The organism is Streptosporangium sp. NPDC000563, from assembly GCF_040299985.1.
In the GTDB taxonomy this organism is placed as follows: domain Bacteria; phylum Actinomycetota; class Actinomycetes; order Streptosporangiales; family Streptosporangiaceae; genus Streptosporangium.
In genome coordinates this window covers 453,560-465,989 of record NZ_JBEPDA010000003.1, presented here as the reverse complement: position 1 = coordinate 465,989, position 12,430 = coordinate 453,560, and the positions used below count along the sequence as shown (strand labels likewise).

At 71.8% G+C, this 12,430-nt stretch carries 10 protein-coding genes; 5 read left to right on the top strand and 5 right to left on the bottom strand.

All coding sequences use genetic code 11. The annotated features are described in order from the left end of the window. Positions 1 to 27 precede the first annotated feature (27 nt). Complete coding sequence (locus ABT352_RS12760; RefSeq protein ID WP_350944805.1) at positions 28 to 1,116, bottom strand: trypsin-like serine peptidase; 1,089 nt, start codon at positions 1,114 to 1,116, stop codon at positions 28 to 30. Between the two features lie 53 nt (positions 1,117 to 1,169). After that, on the bottom strand, positions 1,170 to 2,285 hold the full coding sequence (locus tag ABT352_RS12755; RefSeq protein ID WP_350944804.1) for a trypsin-like serine peptidase: 1,116 nt from the start codon (positions 2,283 to 2,285) through the stop codon (positions 1,170 to 1,172). 302 nt (positions 2,286 to 2,587) lie between these two features. Between ABT352_RS12755 and dxr the strand changes: the two genes are divergently transcribed. The 4 genes from dxr to ABT352_RS12735 all read left to right on the top strand — a co-directional run bounded on the left by dxr (position 2,588) and on the right by ABT352_RS12735 (position 8,033). Next, positions 2,588 to 3,772, top strand: coding sequence for a 1-deoxy-D-xylulose-5-phosphate reductoisomerase (dxr, locus tag ABT352_RS12750; protein ID WP_350944803.1), 1,185 nt, complete (start codon positions 2,588 to 2,590; stop codon positions 3,770 to 3,772). 35 nt (positions 3,773 to 3,807) lie between these two features. Continuing rightward, entirely contained in the window at positions 3,808 to 4,977 is a 1,170-nt protein-coding gene (gene ispG / locus ABT352_RS12745) for a flavodoxin-dependent (E)-4-hydroxy-3-methylbut-2-enyl-diphosphate synthase (RefSeq protein WP_350944802.1), read from the top strand. Positions 4,978 to 5,471: 494 nt separating this feature from the next. After that, positions 5,472 to 7,130: an alpha/beta hydrolase gene (locus ABT352_RS12740; protein ID WP_350944800.1), complete on the top strand. Its 1,659-nt coding sequence runs from the start codon at positions 5,472 to 5,474 to the stop codon at positions 7,128 to 7,130. A 60-nt stretch (positions 7,131 to 7,190) separates the two neighbouring features. Continuing rightward, positions 7,191 to 8,033: a GNAT family N-acetyltransferase gene (locus ABT352_RS12735; protein WP_350944854.1), complete on the top strand. Its 843-nt coding sequence runs from the start codon at positions 7,191 to 7,193 to the stop codon at positions 8,031 to 8,033. A 196-nt stretch (positions 8,034 to 8,229) separates the two neighbouring features. Here ABT352_RS12735 and ABT352_RS12730 read toward each other — a convergent pair whose 3' ends face one another. Both ABT352_RS12730 and ABT352_RS12725 read right to left on the bottom strand, forming a co-directional pair. Next, a complete protein-coding gene (locus ABT352_RS12730) occupies positions 8,230 to 8,607 on the bottom strand; it encodes a DUF3037 domain-containing protein (RefSeq protein ID WP_350944798.1) in 378 nt (125 codons plus the stop codon). Continuing rightward, positions 8,604 to 9,422 (bottom strand): HipA family kinase, encoded by an 819-nt coding sequence (locus tag ABT352_RS12725; RefSeq protein WP_350944797.1) that lies wholly within the window; start codon positions 9,420 to 9,422, stop codon positions 8,604 to 8,606. Before ABT352_RS12725 ends, ABT352_RS12730 begins: the two co-directional genes overlap by 4 nt. A gap of 215 nt (positions 9,423 to 9,637) precedes the next feature. Here ABT352_RS12725 and ABT352_RS12720 point away from each other — a divergent pair, with 215 nt between their 5' ends. Then, entirely contained in the window at positions 9,638 to 11,695 is a 2,058-nt protein-coding gene (locus ABT352_RS12720) for a protein kinase domain-containing protein (RefSeq protein ID WP_350944795.1), read from the top strand. 115 nt (positions 11,696 to 11,810) lie between these two features. On the opposite strand, the gene ABT352_RS12715 is transcribed toward ABT352_RS12720, so the two are convergent. Then, positions 11,811 to 12,401: a TetR/AcrR family transcriptional regulator gene (locus ABT352_RS12715; protein ID WP_350944794.1), complete on the bottom strand. Its 591-nt coding sequence runs from the start codon at positions 12,399 to 12,401 to the stop codon at positions 11,811 to 11,813. Between the last annotated feature and the right edge of the window lie 29 nt (positions 12,402 to 12,430).

Below are 12,430 nucleotides of genomic sequence, written 5' to 3'. Positions count from 1 at the left end.
CACGACGCCGAGGTCACGACGCCGAGGTCACGACGCCGAGGCCGTGGCGTAGAGGGCCTTGGCCGAGTCACCGAAGTAGGGGCCGTACATGGTGCGGCGGTCGTCGCTGTACTTGAAACTGCTGACCGAGACGATCGTGCCCCGGCCGGTGGAGGCGTCGAAGCCGCTCAGCCAGGGACCCCCGCTGGATCCGGCGGTCATGTCGCAGCGCATGCCCTGGTCGCGGGTCTGCCCGTTCGGGTCGTCGCGGAGCGGGCCCGCGCAGTAGACCAGGTGCTCGCCGTCGTAGGGCGCGTCGGCGGGAAAGCCGAAACCGCTCGCGAGGCGCCCCCTGGGAACGCCGAAGGCGATGTCCTGGCCGCCGACGACGTCGCCGAGGTGCCTGCCGCCGCTGGTGGCGACCGCCACCATGCCGATGTCGTGGCTGTCGTCGCCCTCACGCGACCAGGGGCCCGCGACGAACATGCGGCGCGCGGTGTACTGCCCGTACGGGCGGCGGCCCTGGCTGTAGCCGGGGACGAAGGTCCAGTTGTCGGCCCAGGCGCCGGTGCCGTCCTTGACGCAGTGGCCGGCGGTCACCACCAGATCCTTGTTGGCGCTCCTGACCGAGCTCGCCGAGCACACGAAGTCGCTGCCCTTGATGGTGAGGAACACCCGTCCCGTGGTGCGTGCCACCGCCCCGCCGGAGGTCCACCGGGCGCCGGCGGTGCGGGACACGGCGCCGCGCGATCTCTGGCGGGGGACGACCCCCCGACCGGTGGCGGAGAGCCGCCCGAGCGTTCCGGTGACCCTGTCGAGCCGGTCGAAGGGGGTCGCGGAGGCCATCCGGCGGGGGGTCCAGTAGCCGAGCAGGCGCTCCCGCTCCGACGCGGTGGGAGCGGGCGCGTGCTCGACGACGTCCGGCATGCCGGACGCCGCGACCGTCGCGGGTTTCCCCGTCGTCTCCGTCGTCCCGGCCTTCTCCGCCGTCTCCGCGGAGGGGTGGTCGGAGGGCTTCGCGGACCGTTTCCCGAACTCGGTGACCGCCTGCCAGGTGGCCGTCGCGCCGGGCGCCGGGGCGCTCAGCGACCCGGCGAGGAGCGAGGCGGCCGCAAGCAGGGGGAGGCTTGAGGTCATGAAACCCGAGTTTGCACTACGTGTGGTGTTCCTGTGATTACTTTTGGTCAATATCAGGGGGTGCCGGTGGTCTGGGCCGCCTCGTAGACGGCCCGCGCCTCGGCCCCGAAGTAGGGGCCGAACATCCAGCCCTCGGCGAAGCCGTACTTGAAGCTGTTCACCGAGTTCAGGGTGCCGAGGCCGGTGCTCTCGTTGAAGTCGAGGAACCAGGGCCCGCCGCTCGACCCGCCGGTCATGTCGCAGTTCAGCCCGATGTCGCGGGACATCAGGAAGTCGTCGAACGCGCGCCCGGAGCAGTAGACCAGTTTGGAACCGTCGTACGGGGCGGCGGCCGGGTAGCCGAAGGAGTGCATCTGCCGGCGTCGCGCCTGGTTGAAGGAGACGCCCTGGCCGCCGACCACGTCGGTCAGCGATTTGCCGTTCAGCGGGGCCACCACGGCCGAGGCCACGTCGTAGTTGATGTCCTCGCTGTTGTTCCACTGCGGGGTGGTGTAGAGGGTGGTCGCCACCCACGTGCCGTAAGGCCGGTCGCCGTTCTGGTAGCCGGGCACGAAGACCCAGTTGCCGTGGAAGGCGCCGCCCATCCTCACGCAGTGCCCCGCTGTGATCACGGTGCTCTTGTTCTCACTGGTCACCGCGCTCGCCGAGCACGAGGCGTTGCGGCCCTGGTAGGTGAAGAAGACCCGGCCCGCGGTCTTGACGATCGCCCCGCGACGGGTCCACGCCGCGCCGGTGGAGGCGCGGGCCGCCGCCGAGCCCTTGGTGACCGTGACGGCGTCGCCGTCGGGCTCGGTCGCGGGGACGGAGACGGGGTCGGCCGCGGTCTGGGCCGCGATCGCCCCCGCGGTGAGCCGGGCGCCGTCCTTCTCGGGGACGAGGGCGGCGAGCGGCTTGGCCGCCTCCATCTTCGCCTCGGTCCAGTAGCGCTGGACGGTCTGCTGTTCCTTCTTGGTGTCGGCCGCCTCCTCCTCGACCGGTTGGGGAACGGCCCGCGCCGGGGTGACGCCGCCCCCGCTCCTGCCCGCCGCGCCCGCCGGGGTGTCCAGCCTGGCACCCGTCGTGGCATCCGTCGTGGCCTCCACGGTGGCGCCGTGCGCGACCGTCGCGGAGAGCAGTGTGCTTCCCGCGATGGCGGTGAGAACAGGGATGAGTCGTGCCGTGCGCCGCATATGTACCTCCCGAGGGCCTGTCACTGCTCCGGGAAGCTAGTGCGCTGTACGTATGCATTTCTCAGGCTTTACAACTATTGATATGACGAAATTCGGACTTAAATACTGCCTTTTATCGTGTGCTCCACGGCTAACAGTTTTTCGCCGCGATCCTGCCTGATCAACACCGGCGTACGCCGATCCGGATTGATCAATCCTGGTACGGCCGATTCGACGATCCCCCGGGCGTTGGATCGCGGACAGGGGGATTCACCCCGGTGCGACCGATTCGACAGCGCGGTCCGAGCCGGGAGAATGGGGCGGTGCAGCCAGACACCGTTCGCTCCGTCGTCCTGCTCGGCTCGACCGGGTCCATCGGGACCCAGTCCCTCGACGTCATCGCCCGCAACCCCGGCAGGTTCCGGGTGGCCGCGCTGGCCGCCTACGGTGGCCGGATCGACCTGCTGGCCAGGCAGGCGGCCGAGTTCCGGCCCGACGTGGTCGCCGTCGCCGACCCCTCCGCGCTGCCGCGGCTGCGGGAGGCCCTGGCCGCGCACGGGGTGGGCTCGCGGGTGCTGGCCGGCCCCGAGGGGGTGGCCGAGGCCGCCGCCTGGCCCGCCGACGTCGTACTCAACGGCATCACCGGGGCTCTGGGGCTCACCTCCACGCTGGCCGCGCTCGAGGCGGGCCGGGTGCTCGCGCTCGCCAACAAGGAGTCGCTGATCGTCGGCGGGCCGCTGGTGAAACGCCTGGCCAAACCCGGCCAGCTGATCCCCGTCGACTCCGAGCACTCCGCGCTGGCCCAGTGCCTGTGGGCGGCGGGCCCCGCCGGCCCCGACGCCTCCGCCGTGCGCCGCCTGGTCGTCACCGCGAGCGGCGGCCCCTTCCGCGGCAGGTCGCGCGCGGACCTCGCGGACGTGACCCCCGAGCAGGCCCTCGCCCACCCCACCTGGTCGATGGGGCCGGTCATCACGGTGAATTCCGCCACACTCGTCAACAAGGGCCTTGAGGTCATCGAGGCCCACCTGCTCTTCGACATCGGCTTCGACCGCATCGAGGTCGTCGTCCACCCGCAGTCGGTCATCCACTCGATGGTCGAGTTCGTCGACGGCTCGACCATCGCCCAGGCCAGCCCGCCGGACATGCGCCTGCCCATCGCCCTCGCCCTCGGCTGGCCGGAGCGGGTCGCCGACGCCTCCGCCGCGGTCGACTGGACCGCGGCGCACACCTGGACGTTCGAGCCGCTCGACGAAGAGGCCTTCCCCGCCGTCGCGCTGGCCAGGCAGGTCGGCAAGGCCGGCGGCACCGCCCCCGCCGTCTACAACGCCGCGAACGAGGTCTGTGTCGAGGCCTTCATGGCCGGGCGCCTGCCGTTCCCCGGCATCGTCGACACCGTGGAGGCGGTGCTCTGCGAGCACGAGGTGACCGAGGCCGCCTCCGTCGCCGAGGTGCTCGACGCCGACTCCTGGGCGAGGATACGGGCACGCGAGCTCACTGGGACTGCCTAGACTGATGGGTGTCGTCGACTCTTCAAGGGCTGAAAATGACTTCTGTTGCTCTCGGAATCCCGTCCGTCAGGACCAGGCCGATCGCCGAGCGACGCGTATCCCGTCAGATCATGGTCGGCTCCGTCCCCGTGGGCGGGGACGCGCCGGTCTCCGTCCAGTCGATGACCACCACGGTCACCGCCGACGTCAACGCGACGCTCCAGCAGATCGCCGAGCTGACCGCCTCGGGCTGTCAGATCGTGCGGGTCGCGGTCCCCTCCCAGGACGACGCCGACGCGCTGCCGATCATCGCGAGGAAGTCGCAGATCCCGGTGATCGCCGACATCCACTTCCAGCCGAAGTACGTCTTCGCCGCGATCGAGGCGGGCTGCGCGGCGGTCCGGGTCAACCCCGGCAACATCAAGAAGTTCGACGACAAGGTCGGTGAGATCGCCCGAGCGGCGGCCGAGCGCGGCGTGCCGATCAGGATCGGCGTCAACGCCGGCTCGCTCGACCCCCGCCTGCTCCAGAAGTACGGCAAGGCCACCCCCGAGGCGCTGGTGGAGTCGGCGCTCTGGGAGTGCTCGCTGTTCGAGGAGCACGGCTTCCGTGACATCAAGATCTCCGTCAAGCACAACGACCCGGTCGTGATGGTCCAGGCGTATCGCCTGCTCGCCGCCCGGTGCGACTACCCGCTCCACCTCGGCGTCACCGAGGCCGGTCCGGCCTTCCAGGGCACGATCAAGTCCGCGGTCGCCTTCGGCGCCCTGCTCGCCGAGGGCATCGGCGACACCATCCGCGTGTCGCTGTCGGCCCCTCCGGTCGAGGAGGTCAAGGTCGGCAACCAGATCCTGGAGTCGCTCAACCTGCGCGAGCGTGGCCTGGAGATCGTCTCCTGCCCCTCCTGCGGACGTGCCCAGGTCGACGTCTACACCCTCGCCGACCAGGTCCAGGCAGGGCTCGAAGGGCTGAAGGTGCCGCTGCGCGTCGCGGTGATGGGCTGCGTCGTCAACGGTCCCGGCGAGGCACGCGAGGCCGACCTCGGCGTCGCGAGCGGCAACGGCAAGGGCCAGATCTTCGTCAAGGGCGAGGTCATCAAGACCGTCCCCGAGTCGCAGATCGTCGAGACCCTGATCGAGGAGGCCCTACGCCTCGCGGAGGAGATGGGCGTGGAGGTCGATCTCGACGACGACGCCCCCGGACCCCAGGTCGTCGTCGGCGGCTGACCCCGCGTCCCGCGCCTGCTCCCGTCCGCCCCCGGGGTGATCCCTCCTCGCGTCGGACGCGGCCGCTGACGAAGGTGCGGAGAGCGGTGCGGCACCTGCGGAGAACCGGGCCGACGGCCGCCCTGCCGTGGAGTTCCCTTCCGCCCGTCCCCGAGATCGCGTTCGCGCCGGGGCGGGCGGTTTCCTTTGGCGTTCAGCCTCGCGCCGTCTCGCCTGCGGGCGCGGCCGGAGGCGGGCGCTCGCCGGTCCTACGGGCGCCGCACCTCGCTGTCCTCGCCGTACCCGTACCGCGGCGCGGGCGGGTCGCCGGGGCGGTCGGGGGCCCCGATGACCGCTGTCGGCGTTCACGGCTCCTCGATCGGCCCATCCCACCTGCGGTCATTACAGTTAGCAATTATCTGACTACACTTTGCCAGGTGTTCGGCTGTGTTCCGGATGACCGTGCCGCGCTCGGGAGACCATCGCCTCTGCCGTACGAGTAGGGGGATCACACAGTGAAGAAGAGGGTTGTCGGGATCGCCGCGAGCATCGCGATGCTGGCCGTGGCGATGGGGGTGCCGCAGGGGGCGGTGGCCCAGGAGAGACAGGCGAGGGAGGGGCTGGTCTGGGGCTCCTGCGAGGGCGGGGTTCCGGTGACCGGGGCGGCGTCCACCGGAGCGGGGGACAACCCGATGGAGTGCGCCACCCTGAGGGTGCCGCTCGACTACGCCAACCCGCAGCGGACCATCGGCATCGCCCTGAACCGGATCAGGGGGAAGGCCGTTCACGACCGTCTCGGCGCGCTGCTGGTCAACCCGGGCGGTCCCGGGGCGTCCGGCCGCGACCTGGTCAGGACCGTGGTGGCCGGGCTTCCCGACGGCCTGGCCGACCGGTTCGACGTGATCGGGTTCGACCCGCGCGGGGTGGGGGCGAGCGACCCCGCGCTGAAGTGCGTCGATCCCAAGAAGTACTACGAGGCGCCGCGTCCCGACCAGGTGCCGGTCACCAGGCGCGACGAGAACGTGCTGATCGGCCGGGCCCGCAGGTACGCCGAGGCGTGCGGCGAGCGCTGGAGCTGGATGCTGCCGCACATGACCACCGAGAACTCCGCCAGGGACATGGACGCGATCAGGGCGGCCCTCGGCGAGTCGAAGATCAGCTTCCTGGGTTACTCGTACGGGACCTATCTCGGGGCCGTCTACGCGACGCTCTTCCCTGACCGGCTCAGGCGGCTCGTCCTGGACAGCGTGGTCGATCCGCGCGGCATCTGGTATCGCTCGAACCTCGACCAGAGCATCGCCTTCCAGGACAGGCACGAGGACTTCCTGAAGTGGGTCGCCCGCCACAATCCGGTCTACCGGCTCGGCGCCACGGAGAAGGCGGTCTCCTTCGCCTGGGACGCCATGCGGACCCGGCTGGCCGGCCGCCCGGCCGGAGGGGTGGTCGGCCCGAGTGAGCTCGACGACGTCTACACCCTGGGCGGCTATTCGGACGTCATCTGGCCGCAGCTGGCCAGGGCGTTCTCCGCCTACGTCAAGAAGGGGGAGGCGACTCCCCTGGTCAACGCCTACCGCAAGCACGCGGTGAACGACGACAAGGACGAGAACAACTACGCGGTCTATCTCGCGGTGCAGTGCCGCGACGCCGCGTGGCCGCGCGACTGGGCACACTGGCGGACCGACATGACCAGGGTCCACACCAGGGCGCCCTTCCTCACCTGGCCCAACGCCTGGTACAACGCGCCGTGCGCCTTCTGGCCCCAGCCGGCCGGGACTCCGGTGCGGATTCACGACGACGCCAAGCTGCCGCCGATCCTGCTGATCCAGGGGCAGCGCGACGCCGCCACCCCGTACGCCGGGGCGGTGCGGATGCGCGCCCTGTTCTCCCGCTCCCGGCTGCTGGCCGTGCCCGGCGGCAACCACGGGATCGCGCTCAACGGGAACGCCTGCGTCGACCGGCGTCTCGCCGCCTACCTCAGGGACGGCACCCTTCCCGGCACCCGCCAGACCTCGGACGCCCCTGACGCCCGGTGCCCGGGAGTCCCCGCGCCCGTGCCGGTGGCCGCCCCGCCGACCGTCCGTGTCCCCGCCGGTCACGCGGCGGGTCGCGTGACGGGTCATGTGGTGAGGCACATGGTGAGGCGCCCGGTGGAAAGAGATGGCCAAAGCAGGTAGATGAGAGGCTCTGTGTTGGTTCCTGCCAAAATCGAGGGGGTCGCGTAGGCTGAGCACGTGATGCTGCGCACAACGGCGTCGCGCGTGCTCGACGACAACGATCGAGACGAGGTCCTGGCGCTTCTCGACACCGATCCCGTCGGCAATGTCTTCGTCGCCTCCAGGGTCCGTTCGGTCGGGCTCAATCCGGCCAGGCTCGGTGGCCAGATGTGGGGGTTCGGGCCGCGCGGCGGCCTGACCTCCATCTGTTACGCCGGTGCGAACCTGGTTCCAGTCAACGCCGGTACGGACGCCGTCCACGCCTTCGCCGATCGCGCGCGCAAGCAGGGCCGCCGCTGCTCCTCGATCGTCGGCCCCGCGGACGCGGTGGAGTTGCTGTGGGAGCGGCTGGAGCCGCACTGGGGGACCGCCCGCGCGATCCGCTGGGCGCAGCCGGTCATGGTGATCGCCGAGCCGTCGCCCGTGCCCGCCGACCCGCTGGTGCGGCGCGTCCGGCCCGACGAGTTCGACATCCTGCTCCCGGCCTGCGTGGCGATGTTCACCGAGGAGGTGGGCGTCTCCCCCGAGGCGGGCGACGGCGGCGCCCTCTACCGCTCCAGGGTCGCCGAGCTGATCAGGATCGGCAGGTCCTACGCCCGCATCGAGGGCGGCAGGGTCGTCTTCAAGGCCGAGATCGGCGCGGTGACGCCGCACGCCTGTCAGATCCAGGGTGTCTGGGTCCACCCCGACCTGCGCGGCCGCGGCCACGCGGTGGCGGGGATGGCCGCGGTGGTCAAGCACGCGCTCGACTACTTCGCTCCGGTGGTCTCGCTGTACGTCAACGACTACAACGCCCCCGCCAGGGCCGCCTACCGCAGGGCGGGTTTCGTCGAGGTGGGCACCTTCATGTCCGTGCTCTTCTGAAACCCGCCCCCGGACACGTCGGTGCCCTCCCAGGAGCGGCCCTCTGTTTTCCGAGGCCGGACCATCTGGGCCGCCCAGGGGCGCCCGGCCGGGATGTGGCGATCACGTCGGCGAGCGGCGCCGAGCTCCCGAGACCGGGTGGCCCGGGCGGCCTCGAACCAACGCCGAACCTCTGGGGCCGGACATCTCGGACCGGTCAGGGGCTGCGGACCAGCCGGGCCACGAGGCGCTCCAGCTCCGTCTCCGGGTCATCGGTGAGACCGGCGTGGACCGGGCCGGTCTGCACGATCGTGCTGCGCGGGGCGGTCAGCCAGCGGAAGCGGCCGCCCAGCGGCTCCCTGGTCAGGGGTCCCGAGTCGCTGCCGCAGGAGCGCTGGTAGGCGCCGAGGGCGTGCCGTACCCCTTCGAGGTCGACGCTGTCGTCGAGGGCGCGCAGGCGCGCCTCGTCCAGCTCCACCCGGGCGCACAGGTATTCGCGGGGCTGGCAGTAGAGCAGCACCCCGGCGTTGATCAGCTCGCCGCGTTCCACGCGGGGGATGACCCGGATGATCGCGTACTCGTAGACGTCCTTCACCGGTTGTCCCTCCAGAACGCGCCCACCGAGCCGGTCTTCCTCTCCTGGTCCTGCGGTGTCTCCTGGACCGCGGGACCCGGCAGCCAGGTGCGTGGCCCCTGGGCGCGGGCCAGCAGATGCTCGACGTACGCCTGCCGCACCGCCTGCGCCCCGTCGAACCCCGGTTCGTCCTCCAGCCACTCGTCGGGGACCTCGTCCACCACACCGTCGAGCAGGTCCCTGGTGATCATCTCGCTGAACTCGGCGTCGGCCTCGGGCATCAGGGTGGCGAAGGGCGCCATCACGTGGTCGCTCGCGTCGAAGTCGCGCAGCGGGTTGGCCGAGGGCCAGTTGTGGTGGAACCAGAGCGCGGCGCCGTGGTCGATGAGCCAGGTGTCGCCGTGCCACAGGAGCAGGTTCGGGTTGCGCCAACTGCGGTCCACGTTGTGGATCAGCGCGTCGAACCAGAGCAGGCGGGAGGCGAACCCCGGCTCGGGGGGCCAGGCGAGCGGCTCGAAGCCCAGCGCGCCCGGCAGGAAGTCGACCGCCAGGTTGTTGCCCTCGCTCGCCCTGAGCAGGTCCTGGATCTCCTCGTCGGGCTCGCGGGCGCCGAGCTGCGGATCGACGTCGATCACCTTCAGCTCGGGCGTACGGAACCCCAGGCGCCGGGCCAGCCCGGCGGCCACGATCTCCGCGACGAGAACCCGGCGGCCCTGCCCCGCGCCGCGGAACTTCACGACGTGGGTGCCGAGGTCGTCCGCCTCCATGATCCCGGGCAGCGACCCCCCCTCACGCAGCGGTGTCACATAACGAGTGGCTTTGATCGCTTCAAGCACCTCGCCAGGCTACCGGCCGGCCCGCGGAACGACACGGCGGGCAGACGGCGGGAAGGGAGAACAAAGGCGGCCGCGTATTCGGGGGATGTGTTGTGTCTTGCCCTGACCTGAGCATCACATGAGTGTCACGGTGAGGAAGACAAGACCTTCAGCCCCGTTGACTGTCGGCGATGCTTCTTCTTGAGTGAGAAGGGTGGCGGCGAGGGGAGGCTCGCGTGCCGTATGCGCAGCCGCTCAAAACGGGGGATCCGGCACGGCTCGGTGAGTACGAGATCATCGGGCGTCTCGGCGAGGGTGGGCAGGGGGTGGTCTATGTCGGGGTGCGCCCCGGCACCGGCTCCGAGCCCTACGCGGTCAAGCTTCTGCACGGTTCGGTGGGGGAGGATCCCGAGGTCTTCCTGCGCGAGGTCGAGCTGGCGAAGCAGGTCGCCAGGTTCTGCACGGCCCAGGTGATCGACGCCGGGCTGGACGGTGACCGGCCCTACATCGTCAGCGAGTACGTCGACGGCCCGTCGCTGCACCGGGAGGTCGCGGTGAGCGGGCCCCGTGAGGGAGGCAGGCTGGAGCGCCTGGCCATCGGCACGGCGACCGCGCTGGCGGCCATCCACCGGGCCGGGATCGTGCACCGCGACTTCAAGCCCCAGAACGTGCTGCTCGGTCCCGACGGGCCGAGGGTGATCGACTTCGGGCTGGCCAGGGCGCTGGACGCCGCGGCCACCCAGAGCGGGCGCGGCGCGGGCACGCCCGCCTACATGGCGCCCGAGCAGGTGGAGGGCGCCGAGATCGACCCGGCGGCCGACGTCTTCGCCTGGGGCGCCACGATGTGCTTCGCCGCCAACGCCCAGGCTCCCTTCGGGCAGGACTCGATCGCGGCCGTGCTGAACCGGATCCTCACCGCGGCTCCGCGACTGGGCCGTTTGGACGGGCTGCTCGGCGCGCTGGTGGTCGACTGCCTGGACAAGAATCCCCGCAACCGCCCCACCAGCCGGGAGTTGCTGCTCGCGCTGCTCGGCGACGACGGGGGCCGCTCGGTGGCCGGGTCCCGCTCCTCGCCGGTGCCGGGGTTCCCGGCCGTGCTCGGCGGGCCCGACGCCTCCGGCCCCTCGCTCTTCTCGGGACGGACCGGTCTCACGGGCGCTTCCGGCCGATGGAGCGACTCCGGGTCCGCCTGGCGGGCCGGGGGCGGCGGGTCCGGCGAATCGGGCGGTGCGTCCTCGGCGGGCGCGAGGTCCGGCGGGCGCGCGTTTCCCGCGGAGGGTGAGAAGTTCGACGAGCCCCGGACCCACCCGGGGCGTGCGGCGACCAGGGCCTCGGTCGCGGTCTCCGGCGCGCTGCTCGTCAGTGCCGCCGTGCTGGTGGGGGTGCTGGTCCCGGCGCTGAGCGGTGTGACGCCCGGAGGCGCGCCCGCGCCGCCGATCGTCCCCCTGGTGGAGACCACGGCCCAGGGCGGCACCACGTCGCACGAGGGCAGGGCGAGCGCTCCGATCAAACCGCTCCCGGTCGTGCCGACCGTCCCGGCCGGGCCCCCACGAGCGGAGGGCGTCAAGTCCTCCCCGCTGCCGCCCCCCGCCGCCACGGTGGTCGTGCCCGCGCTCATCGGGCTGGATCGTTCCGACGCGGCGCGCCTGATCAAACGGGCCGGACTGGTCGCGGGGGCCGTGAGGGCGGTCGACTCCACCCGGCCGCTCGGGGAGGTGCTCGCGAGCAGCCCGGCGCCGGGGACGGCCCTGCCGAAGAAGGGCAGGGTCGATCTGCAGGTCTCCGGTGGCATCCAGGTGCCCACGCTGGTCGGTCTCGCCAGGGGAGGCGCCGAGGCGGCGCTCGCCCAGGCCGGGCTGGTCTCCGGCGGGGTCAGCACGCGCTGCTCGGAGCAGCCGGCCGGGCGGGTGCTCGCGAGCACTCCCGGCGCGGGCAGGCGCGTCTCTCCGGGGAGCGCGGTGGCGCTCGTCGTCTCCAGGTACGGTGTCCCGGTGCCTCCGGTCACCGGTCAGGGCGCGACCGACGCCTCCAACACCCTCGGCGGGGCGGGCTTCGCCGTGCGCACGCGGGCGCGTCTGGTCACCAACGAGGCCCAGGACGGGGTGGTGCTGGCGCAGAGCGTGGCGCCCGGCACCTGCGCGAGGCCCGGCGCGACGATCGTGCTCACGGTCGGTGTCGAGGGGCAGAGCGGCCCGGGACCGGGACCTGGGCCGGACCCGGGGGAGACCGTCGAGCCCCCCGACCCCACGGTCCCGCCGACGCCCGTTCCCGGGGAGGCCGCTCCTTCCGGGTGAGGCGCTTCTTCGGCCGGACACACCCGAAGGGCGGTCGAAAGCGGTGCGGGTTCGCCGTCCCGGCCCGGTGTGAGGCGACCGGAGGGCGGGACCTTCGGAGGCCGGCGCGGAGAGTTCAGTGCCGTCCGGTGAGACCGGGGCCGGGAGGAATGGCGTTCGGCGCCGTGCCCGGGGCGTCCAGGGAGGCGAGGACGGTGGCGAGGAGGGTCTTCCTGACCTCCTCCTGGGGGAGGTCGATCGTCTTGATCACCGACTGGAGCGAGCCGAGCGTGGCCCACGCCCAGACCTGGCGGGCGGGGCCGGGGTCGGGTCCGGCCAGACGGCTGTAGATCGCGTCGCGGAAGGCGCGGATGGCCTCGCCGGGGGAGCCGGGGGGCGCGTCGTCGGCGCAGTGGATGTCCTCCATGATGAGCCGAATGATCGCCCGATGCCTCACCGTGAAGGTCACCAGAGCCTCGACGAAGGCGCGGTCGTCGGCGAAGTCGTCCTCGATCAGGGCCACGATCTCCTGGCCGGCGGGTGCGATCAGCTCCGTGGCCAGACGGTCCTTGGGATGGAAGTGGTAGGCGACGGCCGTCTTCGTCAGGCCGACGACGGAGGCGATGTCGGCCAGCGAGGTCGCGGCGTAACCGCGCTCGGCGAACAGTTGACGGGCGGCGTCGAGGATTCGCTCCCGCGTTTCGTGCCCGTGCTCAGGTGTGGTCATCGTCTCAGTCCCACGCTGCTTACAGCATT